General features: G+C 40.7%; 14 protein-coding genes, 5 rRNA genes, 1 pseudogene and 1 riboswitch (1 of these 21 cut by a window edge). Of the genes and pseudogenes, 18 read left to right on the forward strand and 2 right to left on the reverse strand.

Going from position 1 to position 21547, the window contains the following annotated elements; translation table 11 throughout:
• The 3 genes from AC0ONG_RS00175 to AC0ONG_RS00185 all read left to right on the forward strand — a co-directional run.
• A 23S ribosomal RNA gene (locus AC0ONG_RS00175) occupies positions 1-434 on the forward strand (it extends 2488 nt beyond the left edge of the window).
• A gap of 50 nt (positions 435-484) precedes the next feature.
• Positions 485-600, forward strand: a 5S ribosomal RNA gene (rrf, locus tag AC0ONG_RS00180).
• A 212-nt stretch (positions 601-812) separates the two neighbouring features.
• Positions 813-1733 (forward strand): DMT family transporter, encoded by a 921-nt coding sequence (locus AC0ONG_RS00185; RefSeq protein WP_474203498.1) that lies wholly within the window; start codon positions 813-815, stop codon positions 1731-1733.
• Positions 1734-1819: 86 nt separating this feature from the next.
• On the opposite strand, the gene AC0ONG_RS00190 is transcribed toward AC0ONG_RS00185, so the two are convergent.
• On the reverse strand, positions 1820-2611 hold the full coding sequence (locus tag AC0ONG_RS00190; RefSeq protein ID WP_000483045.1) for a sulfotransferase family 2 domain-containing protein: 792 nt from the start codon (positions 2609-2611) through the stop codon (positions 1820-1822).
• Positions 2612-2926: 315 nt separating this feature from the next.
• Here AC0ONG_RS00190 and AC0ONG_RS00195 point away from each other — a divergent pair.
• From AC0ONG_RS00195 to rrf (AC0ONG_RS00205), 3 genes are all read left to right on the forward strand, one after another.
• Positions 2927-4478: ribosomal RNA gene (locus AC0ONG_RS00195) — 16S ribosomal RNA — on the forward strand.
• A 146-nt stretch (positions 4479-4624) separates the two neighbouring features.
• A 23S ribosomal RNA gene (locus AC0ONG_RS00200) occupies positions 4625-7546 on the forward strand.
• A 50-nt stretch (positions 7547-7596) separates the two neighbouring features.
• Positions 7597-7712, forward strand: a 5S ribosomal RNA gene (rrf, locus tag AC0ONG_RS00205).
• The 16S, 23S and 5S rRNA genes sit together here, the layout of an rRNA operon.
• A gap of 64 nt (positions 7713-7776) precedes the next feature.
• Here rrf (AC0ONG_RS00205) and AC0ONG_RS00210 read toward each other — a convergent pair.
• Positions 7777-7966: pseudogene (locus AC0ONG_RS00210) on the reverse strand (hypothetical protein).
• A gap of 279 nt (positions 7967-8245) precedes the next feature.
• A riboswitch (purine riboswitch) is annotated at positions 8246-8347 on the forward strand.
• Between the two features lie 110 nt (positions 8348-8457).
• On the opposite strand from AC0ONG_RS00210, the gene purE reads away from it, so the two are divergent.
• The 12 genes from purE (at position 8458) to purD (ending at position 21517) form a co-directional block, all read left to right on the forward strand.
• Complete coding sequence (gene purE, locus AC0ONG_RS00215; protein WP_000839369.1) at positions 8458-8943, forward strand: 5-(carboxyamino)imidazole ribonucleotide mutase; 486 nt, start codon at positions 8458-8460, stop codon at positions 8941-8943.
• On the forward strand, positions 8940-10091 hold the full coding sequence (gene purK, locus AC0ONG_RS00220; protein ID WP_000196768.1) for a 5-(carboxyamino)imidazole ribonucleotide synthase: 1152 nt from the start codon (positions 8940-8942) through the stop codon (positions 10089-10091). The genes purE and purK overlap by 4 nt, the downstream gene beginning before the upstream one ends.
• Positions 10088-11395, forward strand: a complete 1308-nt coding sequence (gene purB / locus AC0ONG_RS00225; RefSeq protein WP_000625682.1) for an adenylosuccinate lyase — start codon at positions 10088-10090, stop codon at positions 11393-11395. Before purK ends, purB begins: the two co-directional genes overlap by 4 nt.
• An 88-nt stretch (positions 11396-11483) precedes the next feature.
• Positions 11484-12203, forward strand: a complete 720-nt coding sequence (purC, locus tag AC0ONG_RS00230) for a phosphoribosylaminoimidazolesuccinocarboxamide synthase (RefSeq protein WP_001170545.1) — start codon at positions 11484-11486, stop codon at positions 12201-12203.
• A complete protein-coding gene (purS, locus tag AC0ONG_RS00235) occupies positions 12196-12450 on the forward strand; it encodes a phosphoribosylformylglycinamidine synthase subunit PurS (RefSeq protein ID WP_000278823.1) in 255 nt (84 codons plus the stop codon). The genes purC and purS overlap by 8 nt, the downstream gene beginning before the upstream one ends.
• On the forward strand, positions 12447-13130 hold the full coding sequence (gene purQ / locus AC0ONG_RS00240) for a phosphoribosylformylglycinamidine synthase subunit PurQ (protein WP_000666782.1): 684 nt from the start codon (positions 12447-12449) through the stop codon (positions 13128-13130). The genes purS and purQ overlap by 4 nt, the downstream gene beginning before the upstream one ends.
• On the forward strand, positions 13114-15333 hold the full coding sequence (gene purL / locus AC0ONG_RS00245) for a phosphoribosylformylglycinamidine synthase II (protein WP_000055594.1): 2220 nt from the start codon (positions 13114-13116) through the stop codon (positions 15331-15333). Before purQ ends, purL begins: the two co-directional genes overlap by 17 nt.
• Positions 15318-16733 carry an amidophosphoribosyltransferase gene (gene purF, locus AC0ONG_RS00250; protein ID WP_474203499.1) on the forward strand — a complete coding sequence of 472 codons (1416 nt, stop codon included), beginning with the start codon at positions 15318-15320 and terminating at the stop codon, positions 16731-16733. The genes purL and purF overlap by 16 nt, the downstream gene beginning before the upstream one ends.
• Positions 16734-16838: 105 nt before the next feature.
• A complete protein-coding gene (gene purM / locus AC0ONG_RS00255) occupies positions 16839-17879 on the forward strand; it encodes a phosphoribosylformylglycinamidine cyclo-ligase (protein ID WP_001262424.1) in 1041 nt (346 codons plus the stop codon).
• Positions 17876-18463 (forward strand): phosphoribosylglycinamide formyltransferase, encoded by a 588-nt coding sequence (purN, locus tag AC0ONG_RS00260; RefSeq protein ID WP_136997267.1) that lies wholly within the window; start codon positions 17876-17878, stop codon positions 18461-18463. Before purM ends, purN begins: the two co-directional genes overlap by 4 nt.
• Positions 18464-18487: 24 nt before the next feature.
• Positions 18488-20023, forward strand: a complete 1536-nt coding sequence (gene purH / locus AC0ONG_RS00265; RefSeq protein WP_000745399.1) for a bifunctional phosphoribosylaminoimidazolecarboxamide formyltransferase/IMP cyclohydrolase — start codon at positions 18488-18490, stop codon at positions 20021-20023.
• Positions 20024-20245: 222 nt separating this feature from the next.
• Positions 20246-21517, forward strand: a complete 1272-nt coding sequence (purD, locus tag AC0ONG_RS00270; RefSeq protein WP_001101961.1) for a phosphoribosylamine--glycine ligase — start codon at positions 20246-20248, stop codon at positions 21515-21517.
• The last annotated feature ends 30 nt before the right edge of the window (positions 21518-21547 follow it).

The raw sequence follows: 21547 nt of genomic DNA on the forward strand, positions 1-21547 counted from the left end.
CCAAGAGTCCACATCGACGGGGAGGTTTGGCACCTCGATGTCGGCTCATCGCATCCTGGGGCTGTAGTCGGTCCCAAGGGTTGGGCTGTTCGCCCATTAAAGCGGTACGCGAGCTGGGTTCAGAACGTCGTGAGACAGTTCGGTCCCTATCCGTCGTGGGCGTAGGAAATTTGAGAGGAGCTGTCCTTAGTACGAGAGGACCGGGATGGACGCACCGCTGGTGTACCAGTTGTTCTGCCAAGGGCATAGCTGGGTAGCTATGTGCGGAAGGGATAAGTGCTGAAAGCATCTAAGCATGAAGCCCCCCTCAAGATGAGATTTCCCATAGCGTAAGCTAGTAAGATCCCTGAAAGATGATCAGGTTGATAGGTTCGAGGTGGAAGCATGGTGACATGTGGAGCTGACGAATACTAATAGATCGAGGACTTAACCATATAATATGTAGCAAATGTTATCTAGTTTTGAAGGAATATGCCTTCAATAGTTTGGTGATGATGGCAGAGAGGTCACACCCGTTCCCATACCGAACACGGAAGTTAAGCTCTCTAGCGCCGATGGTAGTTGGGACCTTGTCCCTGTGAGAGTAGGACGTCGCCAAGCAAAAACCTAAGTCGTTTCGACTTAGGTTTTTTTGTGTTTATTTTTATTGTTTGAAATATAAAGGTAAGAATTACCTTTTGTGAAAATATAATCGAGATGTAAAAAGAATATTTGTAATCTTACATAACCTTTTGTGTTTTTAAAGGATTTTACATAAGAAAAAATCTATAATTAAGGTAGTTAACATATATTTTTGATGGGTGTGGGGGATTATGAAAGAAATATGCATGTTATTAGTGGCTGTTATATTATGGGGGACAGCTATTGCACCAACAAAATGGGTGTTAGAATCTATTCAGCCGTTTACTTTGTTGTTTATTCGTCTTTTCTTTGCAGGTGGAATTTGTATGCTATTTTCATTTAAGCAACTACAAAAATCAGTTGTACATAAAAAAGTTCCATGGCAAAGAATGAGTTTGTTAGCCTTTACCGGTGTAGCTGGGTATTTTATGTTCACATCGTATGGTATTTCTTTAACAAGTGGATTACATGTTAGTATCATAGATGCTGCATTACCATTAGTTACAATTCTTTTTTCAGCATTCTTCTTGAAAGAGAAAATTCGATTGAATTATTGGATAGGGATTATATTGGGTGCTATAGGAGTACTCTTTATTACGATTCCATCTAAAAGTGCTGATCAAGAAGTGTCTTTAATAGGAGATATACTGATATTATTAAGTACTTTTCTATTTGCTTTCTACACAGTTTTGCTAAAACGACCAAAACAAGAACAGTATTTATCAAACGAGGTTTTTACAACATTAACTTTAATTATCGGAGCTGTTATTCTATTACCGTTTGCACTGGTAGAAATTCTTTATTACGGTTTACCAAAGATTGAAGCTTGGAAAACGGGACTTAGTGTAATATACCTTGTTATTGGAGCAACAATTTTAGCATATTGGTTTTGGAATAAAGCGCTAGAGAGAGTTTCAGCATCAGTAAGCGGATTATATTTAAATGCATTACCATTAATAAGTATCGCTACTTCAATTATTCTATTAAATGAGTCTCTGACATGGAGGGTAATAATGGGAGCGAGTTTAGTTTTAATCGGAGTAGGATGGGCGGATAAGCAAAAGTTATGTAATCTATTAAAAGGTAATAAGGTGGAGAATAGAGACTGTTAAACAGTATGATTTATATAATTGAAATGTTAAAAAGATACCTTATATATGAGGTATCTTTTTTATTTAGCAAAGATAATAGACTAAAATTAGTATGGATATTCTTTGCTGTATTTATATGTGTCGAAATCATTTTGAAATATTGTTTGAACAAGTTGTATACATTCAGTATCATAAAAGCTTTCAAAAGTTGGATGACGGGGAAATAAAGGATCAGTAATATCAGCTTCGCTAAAATTCCCTTTATAAATCATGGCGGAAGTTTGATGATGCCATGATGTTGAGAACTCATTTATTGGTGCGGTTTTTAATTCGAAACGCTTTTCTAATTCTTTCATTTCCTGATCGAAGTTTTCTAAGTATATATAATTGGTCACATATTCTTCTTCACCAGCTATATATTGTTGTGTGAAATGTGGGTTAATATCACTTGCGTGAGCCCCTTTCATAAATAGATAGTATAAAAATTGTTTGAATGAGATCCCTTTGGGGGAATTTTCATCTTGATATAAAAACTTTCGGATGGGTTTCCATTCCGGATTTTCCATATAAGGAGGTCCAATTAAGGACACGAAAGAACTGACTGCTCTCCTATAAGGGTTACGAACAAGTTTAAACGTTTCTTTTTGTTTTTCTCGTAACGCTACACCTAGTCGTACACTATAGGCAGGTGTACTTTTGTATATATCGTATTCAAAATTATGAATGAAAGGACTATAACTTAGAGCTGTTTGCAATAAATCAATCTGGTAAAAGAACCAATTGGCAAGAGAAGTGCAACCGCTTTTTTGACTCCAAAATAGAATGATGGGAAACTTCCTATGATAGTGTGGGCTTCTTGAATGGGCGCTTATGGTGTTTAATAAATAAGGATTGAACAAGTTCTACACTCCTTTCACTTGTTTTACTGATATGTATGAGGAATAAAGAGGTGGTATGAGAGTCTTTTTCATCTTTTTTTAAAAAATGAAAGATTAATATTGACTATTAGTATATAGAGGTGTAATATAGAACAAGTCGCCGATGACAATAACGTCGCAAGCGACAAACAAAATGAAAAACTTAGTTGACATTGAAAGATGAAGATGTTAACATAAGGAAGTCGCAAATGAGCGACTGAGTAGTTCTTTGAAAACTGAACGAAACAAACAACGTGAAACGTCAATTTTTATTTTTAGATGCTAGACAAACTAACTTTATTGGAGAGTTTGATCCTGGCTCAGGATGAACGCTGGCGGCGTGCCTAATACATGCAAGTCGAGCGAATGGATTGAGAGCTTGCTCTCAAGAAGTTAGCGGCGGACGGGTGAGTAACACGTGGGTAACCTGCCCATAAGACTGGGATAACTCCGGGAAACCGGGGCTAATACCGGATAACATTTTGAACTGCATGGTTCGAAATTGAAAGGCGGCTTCGGCTGTCACTTATGGATGGACCCGCGTCGCATTAGCTAGTTGGTGAGGTAACGGCTCACCAAGGCAACGATGCGTAGCCGACCTGAGAGGGTGATCGGCCACACTGGGACTGAGACACGGCCCAGACTCCTACGGGAGGCAGCAGTAGGGAATCTTCCGCAATGGACGAAAGTCTGACGGAGCAACGCCGCGTGAGTGATGAAGGCTTTCGGGTCGTAAAACTCTGTTGTTAGGGAAGAACAAGTGCTAGTTGAATAAGCTGGCACCTTGACGGTACCTAACCAGAAAGCCACGGCTAACTACGTGCCAGCAGCCGCGGTAATACGTAGGTGGCAAGCGTTATCCGGAATTATTGGGCGTAAAGCGCGCGCAGGTGGTTTCTTAAGTCTGATGTGAAAGCCCACGGCTCAACCGTGGAGGGTCATTGGAAACTGGGAGACTTGAGTGCAGAAGAGGAAAGTGGAATTCCATGTGTAGCGGTGAAATGCGTAGAGATATGGAGGAACACCAGTGGCGAAGGCGACTTTCTGGTCTGTAACTGACACTGAGGCGCGAAAGCGTGGGGAGCAAACAGGATTAGATACCCTGGTAGTCCACGCCGTAAACGATGAGTGCTAAGTGTTAGAGGGTTTCCGCCCTTTAGTGCTGAAGTTAACGCATTAAGCACTCCGCCTGGGGAGTACGGCCGCAAGGCTGAAACTCAAAGGAATTGACGGGGGCCCGCACAAGCGGTGGAGCATGTGGTTTAATTCGAAGCAACGCGAAGAACCTTACCAGGTCTTGACATCCTCTGAAAACCCTAGAGATAGGGCTTCTCCTTCGGGAGCAGAGTGACAGGTGGTGCATGGTTGTCGTCAGCTCGTGTCGTGAGATGTTGGGTTAAGTCCCGCAACGAGCGCAACCCTTGATCTTAGTTGCCATCATTAAGTTGGGCACTCTAAGGTGACTGCCGGTGACAAACCGGAGGAAGGTGGGGATGACGTCAAATCATCATGCCCCTTATGACCTGGGCTACACACGTGCTACAATGGACGGTACAAAGAGCTGCAAGACCGCGAGGTGGAGCTAATCTCATAAAACCGTTCTCAGTTCGGATTGTAGGCTGCAACTCGCCTACATGAAGCTGGAATCGCTAGTAATCGCGGATCAGCATGCCGCGGTGAATACGTTCCCGGGCCTTGTACACACCGCCCGTCACACCACGAGAGTTTGTAACACCCGAAGTCGGTGGGGTAACCTTTTTGGAGCCAGCCGCCTAAGGTGGGACAGATGATTGGGGTGAAGTCGTAACAAGGTAGCCGTATCGGAAGGTGCGGCTGGATCACCTCCTTTCTATGGAGAATTGATGAACGCTGTTCATCAATATAAGTTTCCGTGTTTCGTTTTGTTCAGTTTTGAGAGAACTATCTCTCATATATAAATGTATGTTCTTTGAAAACTAGATAACAGTGTAGCTCATATTTTTTTAATTTTAGTTTGGTTAAGTTAGAAAGGGCGCACGGTGGATGCCTTGACACTAGGAGTCGATGAAGGACGGGACTAACGCCGATATGCTTCGGGGAGCTGTAAGTAAGCTTTGATCCGAAGATTTCCGAATGGGGAAACCCACTATACGTAATGGTATGGTATCCTTACCTGAATACATAGGGTATGGAAGACAGACCCAGGGAACTGAAACATCTAAGTACCTGGAGGAAGAGAAAGCAAATGCGATTTCCTGAGTAGCGGCGAGCGAAACGGAACATAGCCCAAACCAAGAGGCTTGCCTCTTGGGGTTGTAGGACATTCTATACGGAGTTACAAAGGAACGAGGTAGACGAAGCGACCTGGAAAGGTCCGTCGTAGAGGGTAACAACCCCGTAGTCGAAACTTCGTTCTCTCTTGAATGTATCCTGAGTACGGCGGAACACGTGAAATTCCGTCGGAATCTGGGAGGACCATCTCCCAAGGCTAAATACTCCCTAGTGATCGATAGTGAACCAGTACCGTGAGGGAAAGGTGAAAAGCACCCCGGAAGGGGAGTGAAAGAGATCCTGAAACCGTGTGCCTACAAATAGTCAGAGCCCGTTAATGGGTGATGGCGTGCCTTTTGTAGAATGAACCGGCGAGTTACGATCCCGTGCAAGGTTAAGCTGAAGAGGCGGAGCCGCAGCGAAAGCGAGTCTGAATAGGGCGTTTAGTACGTGGTCGTAGACCCGAAACCAGGTGATCTACCCATGTCCAGGGTGAAGTTCAGGTAACACTGAATGGAGGCCCGAACCCACGCACGTTGAAAAGTGCGGGGATGAGGTGTGGGTAGCGGAGAAATTCCAATCGAACCTGGAGATAGCTGGTTCTCCCCGAAATAGCTTTAGGGCTAGCCTTAAGTGTAAGAGTCTTGGAGGTAGAGCACTGATTGAACTAGGGGTCCTCATCGGATTACCGAATTCAGTCAAACTCCGAATGCCAATGACTTATCCTTAGGAGTCAGACTGCGAGTGATAAGATCCGTAGTCAAGAGGGAAACAGCCCAGATCGCCAGCTAAGGTCCCAAAGTGTGTATTAAGTGGAAAAGGATGTGGAGTTGCTTAGACAACTAGGATGTTGGCTTAGAAGCAGCCACCATTTAAAGAGTGCGTAATAGCTCACTAGTCGAGTGACTCTGCGCCGAAAATGTACCGGGGCTAAATACACCACCGAAGCTGCGAATTGATACCAATGGTATCAGTGGTAGGGGAGCGTTCTAAGTGCAGTGAAGTCAGACCGGAAGGACTGGTGGAGCGCTTAGAAGTGAGAATGCCGGTATGAGTAGCGAAAGACGGGTGAGAATCCCGTCCACCGAATGCCTAAGGTTTCCTGAGGAAGGCTCGTCCGCTCAGGGTTAGTCAGGACCTAAGCCGAGGCCGACAGGCGTAGGCGATGGACAACAGGTTGATATTCCTGTACCACCTCTTTATCGTTTGAGCAATGGAGGGACGCAGAAGGATAGAAGAAGCGTGCGATTGGTTGTGCACGTCCAAGCAGTTAGGCTGATAAGTAGGCAAATCCGCTTATCGTGAAGGCTGAGCTGTGATGGGGAAGCTCCTTATGGAGCGAAGTCTTTGATTCCCCGCTGCCAAGAAAAGCTTCTAGCGAGATAAAAGGTGCCTGTACCGCAAACCGACACAGGTAGGCGAGGAGAGAATCCTAAGGTGTGCGAGAGAACTCTGGTTAAGGAACTCGGCAAAATGACCCCGTAACTTCGGGAGAAGGGGTGCTTTCTTAACGGAAAGCCGCAGTGAATAGGCCCAAGCGACTGTTTAGCAAAAACACAGCTCTCTGCGAAGCCGTAAGGCGAAGTATAGGGGGTGACACCTGCCCGGTGCTGGAAGGTTAAGGAGAGGGGTTAGCGTAAGCGAAGCTCTGAACTGAAGCCCCAGTAAACGGCGGCCGTAACTATAACGGTCCTAAGGTAGCGAAATTCCTTGTCGGGTAAGTTCCGACCCGCACGAAAGGTGTAACGATTTGGGCACTGTCTCAACCAGAGACTCGGTGAAATTATAGTACCTGTGAAGATGCAGGTTACCCGCGACAGGACGGAAAGACCCCGTGGAGCTTTACTGTAGCCTGATATTGAATTTTGGTACAGTTTGTACAGGATAGGCGGGAGCCATTGAAACCGGAGCGCTAGCTTCGGTGGAGGCGCTGGTGGGATACCGCCCTGACTGTATTGAAATTCTAACCTACGGGTCTTATCGACCCGGGAGACAGTGTCAGGTGGGCAGTTTGACTGGGGCGGTCGCCTCCTAAAGTGTAACGGAGGCGCCCAAAGGTTCCCTCAGAATGGTTGGAAATCATTCGTAGAGTGCAAAGGCATAAGGGAGCTTGACTGCGAGACCTACAAGTCGAGCAGGGACGAAAGTCGGGCTTAGTGATCCGGTGGTTCCGCATGGAAGGGCCATCGCTCAACGGATAAAAGCTACCCCGGGGATAACAGGCTTATCTCCCCCAAGAGTCCACATCGACGGGGAGGTTTGGCACCTCGATGTCGGCTCATCGCATCCTGGGGCTGTAGTCGGTCCCAAGGGTTGGGCTGTTCGCCCATTAAAGCGGTACGCGAGCTGGGTTCAGAACGTCGTGAGACAGTTCGGTCCCTATCCGTCGTGGGCGTAGGAAATTTGAGAGGAGCTGTCCTTAGTACGAGAGGACCGGGATGGACGCACCGCTGGTGTACCAGTTGTTCTGCCAAGGGCATAGCTGGGTAGCTATGTGCGGAAGGGATAAGTGCTGAAAGCATCTAAGCATGAAGCCCCCCTCAAGATGAGATTTCCCATAGCGTAAGCTAGTAAGATCCCTGAAAGATGATCAGGTTGATAGGTTCGAGGTGGAAGCATGGTGACATGTGGAGCTGACGAATACTAATAGATCGAGGACTTAACCATATAATATGTAGCAAATGTTATCTAGTTTTGAAGGAATATGCCTTCAATAGTTTGGTGATGATGGCAGAGAGGTCACACCCGTTCCCATACCGAACACGGAAGTTAAGCTCTCTAGCGCCGATGGTAGTTGGGACCTTGTCCCTGTGAGAGTAGGACGTCGCCAAGCAAAAACCTAAGTCGTTTCGACTTAGGTTTTTTTGTGTTTATTTTTATTTACCGAATGTTATAATTCATAAATTTAATAACGCTAAAGACGAAAAAAGTTTAAAATAATAGCAATGATTTTTGGTTTTCCTGATTTTTCGAATGCCGCTAAAGTAATACTTAAAATAGGACACATTATTTCTATCATAAGTATATATTTTAAAATTACTGCGATAGAAAAAATAAATAGGATAATAGTATAGTTCTTTCTTTCACGTTTATCCTCCTTAGAAATTAAATCGTTATAATAAAAGTTCTATTGATGTGTAGAATACAAGAGTGTACATATTTTGATTTAAAACATACTGAAGTACTATATAAACGATTATAAGTAAATAGATCTCTAGAAATATATATTCTAATTCCCTTTTCTTCTTGCATATAGTTGCAATTCTTCTTTTGAATATAACTAAAACACGAACGTTATTGACTACTAATAAAAAAACATTCGATTATTTATTGACATCGTTTATGAAATATTGTTAATATAGCCATAGAAACAATAATATAAGACCTCATATAATCGCGGGGATATGGCCTGCAAGTCTCTACCTAACGACCGTTATTCGTTAGACTATGAGGGAAAGTCACTCGGTATTTTTCTATTCACAAGGGATACGTATGCCTGAGTAGAGCGCTTTCTCTCATAGTAAAAGAGAAACTGTTCTATTTCAGGCTTTTTTTATTTGAATCGGGGGGATTCTAATATGAAATCACTAGTTGGAGTCATAATGGGAAGTACGTCAGACTGGGAAACAATGAAATATGCTTGTGACATTTTAGATGAATTAAATATACCGTATGAGAAAAAAGTTGTATCCGCTCATCGGACTCCGGATTATATGTTTGAATATGCAGAGACGGCTCGTGAACGTGGATTGAAAGTTATTATTGCTGGAGCTGGTGGAGCAGCACATTTACCAGGAATGGTTGCAGCGAAGACAAATCTTCCTGTAATCGGAGTTCCAGTTCAATCAAAAGCATTAAACGGCCTAGATTCATTATTATCCATCGTCCAAATGCCAGGAGGCGTTCCAGTTGCAACTGTTGCAATTGGTAAAGCCGGTTCAACGAATGCTGGATTACTTGCTGCACAAATACTTGGATCATTCCATGATGATATACATGATGCATTAGAATTGAGACGAGAATCAATTGAAAAAGATGTGCGCGAAGGTAGTGAGCTAGTATGACGAGAATCATTTTACCTGGAAAAACAATCGGCATTATTGGAGGCGGCCAGCTAGGAAGAATGATGGCATTGGCAGCCAAGGAGATGGGATATAAAATTGCTGTTTTAGATCCTACAAAGCATTCACCATGTGCACAAGTTGCTGATATTGAAATCGTTGCACCGTATGACGATTTAAAGGCAATTCAGCATTTAGCAGAGATAAGTGATGTTGTCACATATGAATTTGAGAATATTGATTATAGATGTTTACAATGGCTTGAAAAACATGCTTACTTGCCACAAGGTAGTCAGTTGTTAAATAAAACGCAAAATCGTTTTACAGAAAAGAATGGAATTGAGAAGGCTGGGTTACCAGTAGCAACGTATAGATTAGTTCAAAATCAAGATCAGCTTACAGAAGCAATTGCTGAGTTATCATTCCCTTCCGTCTTAAAAACGACGACAGGTGGATATGATGGGAAAGGGCAAGTTGTTTTAAGAAGTGAGGCTGATGTTGAGACAGCAAGAAATCTTGTGGATAAAGCAGAGTGTATTTTAGAGAAATGGGTGCCTTTTGAAAAAGAAGTATCTGTTATTGTGATTCGTAGTGTAAGTGGTGAAACGAAAGTGTTTCCAGTAGCGGAAAATATTCATGTAAATAACATTTTGCATGAATCTATCGTTCCAGCTCGTATTACAGAAGAGCTTTCTCAAAAAGCAATTGCTTATGCAAAGGTACTTGCGGATGAATTAAAACTTGTGGGAACACTAGCTGTAGAGATGTTTGCTACAGCTAATGGTGAGATTTACATTAATGAATTAGCACCAAGACCTCACAATTCAGGACACTACACACAGGATGCATGTGAAACGAGCCAATTTGGTCAACATATTCGAGCAATCTGTAATTTACCTCTAGGAGAAACAAATTTGTTAAAACCAGTTGTCATGGTAAACATTTTAGGCGAACATATAGAAGGGGTCCTAAGACAAGTGAATAGACTAACCGGGTGCTATTTACACTTGTATGGAAAAGAAGAAGCAAAAGCACAGCGAAAAATGGGGCATGTTAATATTTTAAATGATAATATTGAAGTTGCTCTAGAAAAAGCGAAGAGTTTGCATATTTGGGACCATCAAGAACAACTGTTGGAGGGAAAAAGATGATTAGTCGTTATACACGCCCTGAAATGGGTGCGATTTGGACGGAAGAGAACAAATTTAAAGCGTGGTTAGAAGTTGAGATTTTAGCTTGTGAAGCATGGGCTGAGCTTGGCGACATTCCAAAAGAAGATGTTAAAAAAATTCGTGAACATGCATCATTTGATATTGATCGTATTTATGAAATTGAAAAAGAAACACGTCATGATGTAGTTGCATTCACTCGTGCTGTATCAGAAACGCCAGCACTAGGCGAAGAACGTAAATGGGTTCATTACGGTTTAACATCTACAGACGTAGTAGATACAGCATTATCTTACATCTTAAAACAAGCGAATGAAATCATATTAAAAGACTTAGAGAACTTTGTAAGCATTTTAGCTAACAAAGCGAAAGAGCATAAATACACAATCATGATGGGAAGAACACACGGTGTTCATGCAGAACCAACAACATTTGGTTTAAAACTTGGTCTTTGGTATGAAGAAATGAAACGTAACGTAGAGCGTTTCAAGCAAGCAGCTGATACAGTTCGCGTTGGTAAATTATCTGGTGCGGTTGGTACATATGCAAATATCGATCCATTCGTAGAAAAGTATGTTTGTGAAAACTTAGGATTAGAAGCAGCACCAATTTCAACACAAACATTGCAACGTGATCGCCATGCTCATTACATGTCAACACTTGCACTAATCGCAACATCTATCGAAAAGATGGCAGTTGAGATTCGTGGTTTACAAAAGAGTGAAACACGTGAAGTTGAAGAAGCTTTCGCAAAAGGTCAAAAAGGTTCTTCTGCAATGCCGCATAAGCGTAATCCAATTGGATCTGAAAATATGACTGGTTTAGCTCGTGTTATCCGCGGTTATATGATGACAGCTTATGAGAATGTTCCATTATGGCATGAGCGTGATATTTCTCACTCTTCAGCAGAACGCGTAATTTTACCAGATGCTACAATCGCGTTAAATTACATGTTAAATCGCTTTGGTAATATCGTTAAAAACTTAACTGTATACCCAGAGAATATGAAACGCAATATGACAAGAACATACGGCTTAATTTATTCTCAGCGCGTAATGCTTACACTAATCGACAAAGGTATGGTACGTGAAGAAGCTTATGATATCGTACAGCCTAAAGCGATGGAAGCTTGGGAAACACAAGTACAATTTAAAGAGCTTGTAGAAGCTGATGAGCGTATTACAAGCAAGTTAACACAAGAAGAAATTAATGAATGCTTCAACTATGAGCATCACATGCAACACGTTGATACAATCTTTGAACGCCTTGGATTAAACGAAGCGTAAAATTTCATATGGCACAGAATAGAGTCATTCTGTGCCATTATTTATAAAAACATTATTCACATTTTTCAAACTACAGGGGGCTTGCGAAATGCAAAAGCTAGAATTGCTGTATGAAGGTAAGGCAAAAAGAATTTATCGTACAGAATCAGCAGATATGGTTTGGGTAGAGTACAAAGATAGTGCGACTGCTTTCAATGGGGAGAAAAAAGAGACGATTACAGGAAAAGGTCGTTTGAACAATGAAATTACAACTTTATTGTTCAGAAAGTTACAAGAAGTGGGAATTAAAACACATTTTGTTGAGAAGTTATCTGAAACAGAACAACTTGTTAAAAAAGTGAGTATTATTCCTTTAGAAGTTGTCACAAGAAATGTAATTGCAGGAAGTCTTTCAAAACGATTAGGAATGGAAGAGGGAACTGTACTTGCAGAACCAATCGTAGAATTTTACTTCAAAGATGATGATTTAGGAGATCCGCTTGTAACGGAAGATCATATTCGTGTATTAAACGTTGCATCGCCAGAGCAAGTAAGTGTATTACGAGATATGGCTCTACAAATCAATCAAGTGTTGATTGATCATTTCGCAAGCTGTCGTGTAAGATTAGTAGATTTCAAATTAGAGTTTGGTGTAACGGAAGAAGGAGAAATCATTTTAGCGGATGAAATTTCACCAGATACTTGCCGTTTATGGGATGAAACGAGCAATGAAAAGTTTGATAAAGACGTATTCCGTCGTGATCTTGGAAATTTAACAGAAGCTTATGAAGAGATTTTAAAACGTTTAGGGGGAATTTCACATGTATAAAGTTAAGGTATATGTAACATTAAGAGAAAGCGTATTAGATCCACAAGGAACAGCAGTAAAAGGAGCACTTCATAGTCTTTCATTTACAGAAGTACAAGACGTTCGAATCGGAAAGTACATGGAACTAACAATTGATAAATCTGTATCTGATTTAGATAGCAAGGTAAAAGAAATGTGTGAAAAACTATTAGCGAACGTTGTAATGGAAGACTTCCGTTATGAAGTTGAGGAGGTTGTCGCACAGTGAAATTTGCCGTAATAGTATTTCCGGGTTCGAACTGTGATGTCGATATGTTCCATGCAATTAAAGATGAGCTTGGCGAAGAAGTAGATTACGTTTGGCACGATACAGAGAATTTAGATGAATATGATGCAATTCTACTACCAGGTGGATTTTCTTATGGTGACTACTTACGCTGCGGTGCTATTTCTCGCTTTGCTAATGCAATGAAAGCAGTGCAAAAAGCTGCTGAGCAAGGAAAGCCAATTTTAGGTGTATGTAATGGATTCCAGATTCTTGTTGAATCAGGATTACTACCAGGAGCGTTAATGAGAAACGAAAACTTAAAATTTATGTGTCGCACTGTTCAGTTGCGTGTTGAAAATAATGAAACGATGTTTACATCACAATATGAAAAAAATGAAATAATCAATATTCCAATTGCTCATGGTGAGGGGAATTACTATTGTGACGAAGAGACTCTTAAACAATTAGAAGAGAATAATCAAATCGCATTCCGTTACGTAGAAAATCCTAACGGTAGCGTTTCAGATATTGCTGGTATTGTAAACGAAAAAGGAAATGTACTTGGTATGATGCCACATCCAGAGCGTGCTGTAGATGAATTACTTGGCGGTGCTGAAGGGTTAAAAGTCTTTCAATCTATCTTAAAACAGTGGAGGGAAACATATGTCGTTAATGCTTGAACCAAATCCAACACAAATTAAAGAAGAGCGTATATATGCGGAAATGGGGCTAACAGACGAAGAGTTTGCCATGGTTGAAAGGATTTTAGGTCGTCTGCCAAATTATACAGAAACAGGATTATTCTCTGTAATGTGGTCTGAACATTGTAGTTATAAAAATTCAAAACCAGTTCTTCGTAAGTTTCCAACGACAGGTGAGCGTGTTCTGCAAGGACCTGGAGAAGGTGCTGGGATTGTAGATATAGGTGATAATCAAGCAGTTGTATTTAAAATGGAAAGTCATAACCATCCTTCAGCTATTGAACCATATCAAGGAGCTGCAACAGGTGTTGGTGGTATTATTCGTGACGTATTCTCTATGGGAGCACGTCCGGTAGCTCTATTAAACTCACTTCGTTTCGGTGAATTACAGTCACCACGTGTGAAATATTTATTCGAAGAAGTAGTAGCAGGAATTGCAGGATACGGTAACTGCATCGGTATTCCGACTGTTGGCGGCGAGGTACAATTTGATCCATGTTATGAAGGAAATCCACTTGTAAATGCAATGTGCGTAGGTTTGATTAATCATGAAGACATTAAAAAAGGGCAAGCGCACGGTGCTGGTAACACAGTAATGTACGTAGGGGCATCGACTGGTCGTGACGGTATTCACGGTGCAACATTCGCGTCGGAAGAACTATCTGAAAGTTCAGAAGCGAAACGTCCAGCGGTTCAAGTAGGGGATCCATTTATGGAGAAACTTCTTATTGAAGCGTGTTTAGAATTAATTCAATCTGATGCACTTGTTGGAATTCAAGATATGGGTGCGGCTGGTTTAACATCATCTTCTGCAGAAATGGCAAGTAAAGCAGGAATGGGTATTGAAATGTACTTAGATGATGTACCACAGCGTGAAACAGGAATGACACCATATGAAATGATGCTATCTGAATCACAAGAGCGTATGTTAATTGTTGTGAAAAAAGGTAGAGAACAAGAAATAGTAGATTTATTTGAGAAGTATGGTCTTGCAGCAGTTACGATGGGGAAAGTAACAGAAGATAAAATGCTTCGTTTATTCCATAAAGGTGAAAAGGTAGCTGAAGTTCCAGCAGATGCTTTAGCAGAAGAAGCACCAATTTATCATAAGCCATCAAAAGAAGCAGCATACTTTGCTGAATTCCAAGCAATGAAAATGGAAACGCCAAAAGTAGAAAATTATAAAGAAGCGTTATTCGCTCTATTACAGCAACCAACAATTGCAAGTAAAGAGTGGGTATACGATCAATACGATTACCAAGTTCGCACAAGTACAGTTGTGACACCAGGTTCAGATGCTGCAGTTGTACGTGTACGCGGTACAGAAAAAGGATTAGCAATGACGACAGATTGTAACTCTCGCTACATTTATCTAGATCCAGAAATGGGCGGTAAAATTGCAGTAGCAGAGGCAGCGCGAAATATCGTATGTTCTGGCGGGGAGCCACTTGCAATTACAGATTGCTTAAACTTCGGTAACCCAGAAAAACCAGAGATTTTCTGGCAGATTGAGAAATCAGTAGACGGTATGAGTGAAGCTTGTCGCACATTACAAACACCAGTTATCGGCGGAAACGTATCGATGTATAACGAGCGTAGTGGCGAAGCTGTATATCCAACACCAACTGTTGGGATGGTCGGACTTGTACATGACTTAAAACATGTAACAACACAAGAGTTTAAGCAAGCTGGCGATTTAGTTTATGTAATCGGTGAGACGAAAGCTGAGTTTGGCGGAAGTGAATTACAGAAAATGATTCACGGTAAAATCTTCGGGCAATCACCAAGTATCGATTTAGATGTAGAATTAAAACGCCAAAAACAAGTATTAGAAGCAATTCAAGCTGGTCTTGTTCAATCTGCACATGATGTTGCTGAGGGTGGTTTAGCAGTTGCGATTTCAGAAAGTGCAATTGGTGCTAAAGGCTTAGGTGCTACTGTGAAATTAGATGGAGAAGCAACAGCAGCATTATTCGCTGAATCACAGTCTCGCTTCGTGATTACTGTAAAACGTGAAAATAAAGAGGCGTTTGAGAAAGCGGTAGAAGCAATCCAAGTTGGAGAAGTAACAAGTACAAATGAAGTAACAATTCATAATGAAGAAAATGAAGTATTACTTACAGCAAATGTAGATGAAATGAGAAAGGCTTGGAAAGGGGCAATCCCATGCTTGCTGAAATAAAGGGGTTAAACGAAGAATGTGGCGTTTTCGGAATTTGGGGGCATGAAAATGCAGCACAAGTTTCATACTACGGATTGCACAGTTTACAGCACCGTGGACAAGAAGGCGCAGGCATTGTCGTAAATAATGGTGAGAAAATTGTCGGTCACAAGGGGTTAGGTTTAATATCAGAAGTGTTTTCAAGAGGCGAGCTAGAAGGATTAAATGGAAAATCAGCAATCGGACATGTACGATATGCAACAGCTGGTGGAAGTGAAGTTGCTAACGTTCAACCATTGTTGTTCCGTTTTTCTGATCATAGTATGGCGCTAGCTCATAACGGGAATTTAATTAATGCAAAAATGCTTCGCCGTGAATTAGAGGCAGAGGGAAGTATTTTTCAAACAAGTTCAGACACAGAAGTACTTTTACATCTTATTAAACGTAGTACGAAAGACTCTTTAATTGAAAGTGTAAAAGAGGCTCTGAATAAAGTGAAAGGTGCGTTTGCGTATCTTTTACTAACTGGAAATGAAATGATCGTTGGGTTAGATCCAAATGGATTCCGTCCGCTTTCAATTGGAAAGATGGGGGATGCTTACGTTGTAGCATCTGAAACATGTGCTTTTGATGTAGTAGGTGCAACATACATTCGCGATGTAGAACCTGGTGAATTACTTATCATTAATGATGAAGGAATTCACGTAGATCGTTTTACAAACGATGTAGAACATGCGATTTGTAGTATGGAATACATTTACTTTGCACGACCAGATTCTAATATTGCTGGTGTTAACGTTCATGCAGCGCGTAAAAATATGGGAAAACGTTTAGCAGCGGAAGCTCCTATTGAAGCGGATGTTGTTACTGGTGTACCAGACTCTAGTATTTCAGCAGCGATTGGCTATGCGGAGGCAACAGGCATTCCGTATGAATTAGGATTAATTAAAAATCGTTACGTTGGACGTACTTTTATTCAGCCTTCTCAAGAACTGCGTGAGCAAGGGGTTAAGATGAAGCTTTCAGCAGTAAGAGGTGTAGTGGAAGGGAAACGAGTTGTTATGATTGACGATTCTATCGTAAGAGGAACGACAAGTAAACGAATTGTTCGTATGCTTCGTGAAGCTGGAGCGACAGAAGTTCACGTAAGAATCGCTTCACCACCTCTTAAGTATCCATGTTTTTATGGCATTGATATTCAAACGAGAAAAGAATTAATTGCAGCAAATAATACAGTAGAAGAAATCCGTGAAATGATCGGAGCAGATTCTTTAACATTTTTAAGCGAAGATGGATTAGTAGATGCAATTGGGCGTCCATATGAAGGGAAATATGGCGGTCTATGTATGGCTTATTTTAATGGGGACTATCCAACAGCTCTTTATGATTATGAGCAAGAGCTTTTAGAAAGTATGAAATAAGAAAAGTGAAAAAAGCTTCTACTTCTTTTGATGTAGAAGCTAGCTCCTTTCTTAAAATAGCCCGCCCTGGATGGGGAGAAATTAAAAGACGAGGTGTAAATAACGATGGCGAATGCATATAAGCAAGCAGGAGTAGATATTGAAGCTGGATATGAAGCGGTATCTCGCATGAAAAAACACGTACAAACAACTATGAGAAAAGAAGTACTAGGCGGTTTAGGCGGTTTTGGAGGTATGTTTGATCTATCAAAATTTGCATTAGAAGAACCTGTATTAGTATCTGGAACAGATGGCGTGGGAACGAAATTGATGCTCGCTTTTATGGCAGATAAACATGACACAATTGGTATTGATGCAGTAGCAATGTGTGTAAATGATATTGTTGTCCAAGGAGCAGAGCCGCTTTTCTTCCTTGATTATATTGCTTGTGGTAAAGCTGAACCTAGTAAAATTGAAAACATCGTCAAAGGTATATCAGAGGGCTGTCGCCAAGCTGGTTGTGCATTAATCGGTGGAGAAACAGCTGAAATGCCAGGAATGTATTCTACGGAAGAATATGATTTAGCTGGTTTTACAGTTGGGATTGTTGATAAGAAGAAAATTATAACAGGTGAAAAAATTGAAGCTGGTCACGTGTTAATTGGCTTAGCATCTAGCGGTATTCATAGCAATGGTTACTCTTTAGTACGAAAAGTGTTACTAGAAGATGGAGAACTATCTTTAGAGCGTATTTATGGTCGCTTAGAGCTACCTCTTGGTGAAGAATTATTAAAACCAACGAAAATTTATGTCAAACCTATTTTAGAACTATTGAAGAAACATGAAGTATACGGTATGGCGCATATTACAGGTGGCGGATTTATTGAAAATATTCCACGCATGTTGCCAGAAGGAATCGGTGCTGAGATTGAACTAGGATCTTGGAAAATTCAGCCGATCTTTAGTTTACTTCAAGAAGTTGGAAACCTGGAAGAGAAAGACATGTTCAATATTTTTAACATGGGTATTGGTATGGTAGTGGCAGTAAAGGAAGAAGATGCAAAAGATGTTGTTCGTCTTCTTGAAGAACAAGGAGAAACGGCTCGTATTATTGGACGTACTATACAAGGAGCTGGTGTTACTTTTAATGGGGGCACAGCACTATGAGTAGATTAGCGGTTTTTGCTTCTGGAAGCGGATCTAACTTTCAATCTCTCGTTAATGCGGTAGAAGAAAAAAGATTGGATGCAGAAATTAGTTTATTAGTATGTGATAAACCAGAAGCACGCGCTGTTGGTCGGGCACATTATCATCATATTCCGTGTTTTGCTTTTTCAGCGAAAGCATATGAGTCAAAAGAAGCGTTTGAAAAAGAGATATTAAAGAAGCTAGAAGAATATGAAATTGACTATGTTATTTTAGCTGGATATATGCGTTTAATTGGGCCGACGTTACTAGAAGCATACGGCGGGAAGATTATTAATATTCATCCATCATTACTACCGAGCTTTCCGGGTAAAGATGCTGTCGGTCAAGCATTAGAAGCAGGTGTGAAAATAACTGGAGTAACGATTCATTATGTAGATGCAGGTATGGATACAGGGCCAATTATTGCGCAAGAAGCAGTAGTTGTTTCTGAAGGGGATACGAGAGAAAGCTTACAAAATAAAATTCAACAAGTTGAGCATAAATTATACGTAAATACAGTGAATCAAATTGTTCAGTCTGTGAAAGAATCAACTGTTAACTAACATACAACCAGGGGTGAAAGATAAATGAAAAAGCGTGCATTAGTAAGTGTTTCAGATAAAACAGGAGTAGTAGAATTTGTTAAAGGGTTACTAGAACAAGGGATTGAAGTTATTTCAACAGGTGGTACGAAAAAGTTACTAGAAGCAAACGGCTTACAAGTAATTGGTATTTCTGAAGTAACTGGTTTCCCTGAAATTATGGATGGCCGTGTGAAAACATTACATCCAAATATTCATGGTGGTCTATTAGCAGTTCGTGATAATGAAACACACGTAACACAAATGAATGAATTAGGTATTCAGCCAATTGACTTTGTTGTTGTTAACTTATACCCATTTAAAGAAACAATCGCTAAGCCTGATGTAACATTTGCTGATGCAATTGAAAATATTGATATCGGTGGCCCGACAATGATTCGCTCTGCTGCGAAAAATCATCAATTCGTATCTGTAATTGTAGATCCAGTAGATTATGATGTTGTATTAGCAGAACTAAAAGAGAACGGCGAAGTAATGGATGAAACGAAATGTAAACTAGCAGCGAAAGTATTCCGTCATACAGCAGCATATGATGCGCTAATTTCTAACTATTTAACAGAGCAAATGGGTGAAGAAAGTCCAGAAACATTAACTGTGACATTCGAGAAAAAGCAAGACTTACGTTATGGCGAGAACCCACATCAAAAGGCAACTTTCTATAAAGCGCCATTCGCAGCAACTTCTTCTGTTGCATACGCAGAACAATTACACGGTAAAGAATTATCGTATAACAATATTAATGATGCAGACGCAGCGCTCAGCATCGTAAAAGAATTTACAGAACCAGCAGTAGTAGCAGTAAAACATATGAATCCATGTGGTGTTGGAGTAGGAACTGATATTCACGAAGCATATACTCGTGCTTATGAAGCAGATCCAGTATCAATCTTCGGCGGTATTATTGCAGCAAATCGTGAAATTGATAAAGCTACAGCAGAAAAGTTACACGAAATTTTCTTAGAAATCATTATTGCACCTTCTTTCTCAAAAGAAGCTTTAGAAGTATTGCAAAGTAAGAAAAACTTACGTCTACTAACTGTAAATATTGAAAAAGCGACAAGTGCAAGCAAAAAACTAACTTCTGTACAAGGTGGGCTTCTCGTTCAAGAGGAAGATACGTTATCATTAGATGAAAGTACAATTTCAATTCCAACGAAACGTGAACCTTCAGAGCAAGAATGGAAAGATTTAAAACTAGCTTGGAAAGTTGTAAAGCATGTGAAATCAAATGCAATTGTTTTAGCGAAAGATGATATGACAATTGGTGTCGGTGCAGGACAGATGAACCGTGTAGGTTCTGCAAAAATCGCAATTACACAAGCTGGTGAAAAAGCACAAGGTAGCGCACTTGCATCTGATGCTTTCTTCCCAATGCCAGATACATTAGAAGAAGCAGCAAAAGCAGGAATTACAGCAATCATTCAACCGGGCGGATCAATCCGTGATGAAGATTCTATTAAAGTGGCGGATACGTATGGGATTGCTATGGTGTTCACTGGCGTACGTCATTTCAAACACTAATAGAGGATGTTTAAAAGGTCCGGTCGAGATAACCTTCGCAAGTCGTCGTTGCAATGCCAGTGCGGTACTCATGTAGGAAAGCTACACTCCGTGTCCTCCTGGCAAATGCGCCTAGACCAGCTCGGTTCTCTCGATCCTCCTTTTAAACTTTTATTGATATGAGAAAGCAAACTAGGAGCATAGCTTCTAGTTTGTACTTATTTAGTTATTGGGGGATGAAATATGAATGTTTTAGTAATTGGCCGCGGTGGGCGTGAGCATGCTTTAGCTTGGAAGTTTGCACAATCTGAAAAAGTAGAAAAGGTGTATGTAGCACCAGGTAATGAAGGTATGCGCGATGTTGCAACACCAGTTGATATTGATGAAAATGATTTTGATGCATTAGTTTTATTTGCTAAAGAGAATAAGGTTGAATTAACTTTCGTTGGACCAGAAATTCCACTTATGAATGGAATTGTTGATCGATTTAACGAAGAGGGACTTCGCGTATTTGGTCCGAATAAAGCGGCTGCTGTTATTGAAGGTAGTAAAGCTTTTACGAAAGAATTAATGAAAAAATATGATATTCCAACTGCGGCGTATGAAACTTTTACAGATTATGAAGAAGCAGTACAGTACATTCAAAAAGTTGGTGCACCAATCGTTATTAAAGCTGACGGCCTAGCTGCTGGTAAAGGCGTGACAGTAGCAATGACACTTGAAGAGGCATTACAAGCTGTGAAAGAAATGCTGCAAGATGTGAAATTCGGCGCGGCAAGTAAGAAGGTCGTTATTGAAGAGTTTTTAGATGGACAAGAATTTTCATTAATGGCATTCGTGAATGGAACAACTGTACATCCAATGGTAATCGCCCAAGATCATAAAAGAGCTTTTGATGGTGATAAAGGTCCAAATACGGGCGGAATGGGTGCGTATTCTCCAGTGCCACAAATTCCAGAATCAGCAGTTCAAGAGGCGATAAAAACGGTATTACATCCAACTGCTAAAGCGATGATTGCAGAAAACCGTTCGTTTACAGGCATTTTATACGCAGGTCTTATTTTAACAAATGATGGTCCAAAGGTAATTGAATTTAATGCACGCTTTGGTGATCCTGAAACAGAAGTAGTATTACCTCGCTTAGAAAACGATTTAGTTGATGTATGTAACGCTGTATTAGATGAAAGTGAGCTAACGTTACAATGGTCAGAGGAAGCAGTAATTGGTGTTGTACTTGCTTCGAAAGGATATCCAGAAGCATATAAAAAAGGTGACATTATTAAAGGATTAGATGCACTGCAAGATGCGATTGTTTTCCATTCAGGCACAGCGATGAAGCATGGTGATTTTGTAACAAACGGTGGCCGTGTACTATTTGTTGCTTGCAAGGCGAATAGTTTACAAGAAGCAAAAGATAAAGTATATAAAGAAATCGGTAAAATTGAGAGTGATGGTCTATTTTATCGAAGTGATATAGGATATCGTGCAATTGAGCATAAGATGACGAGAAGTTAATATGTAAAAATCCCGCTGAGGAATCAGCGG

This window comes from Bacillus sp. TCT6 (genome assembly GCF_056033845.1).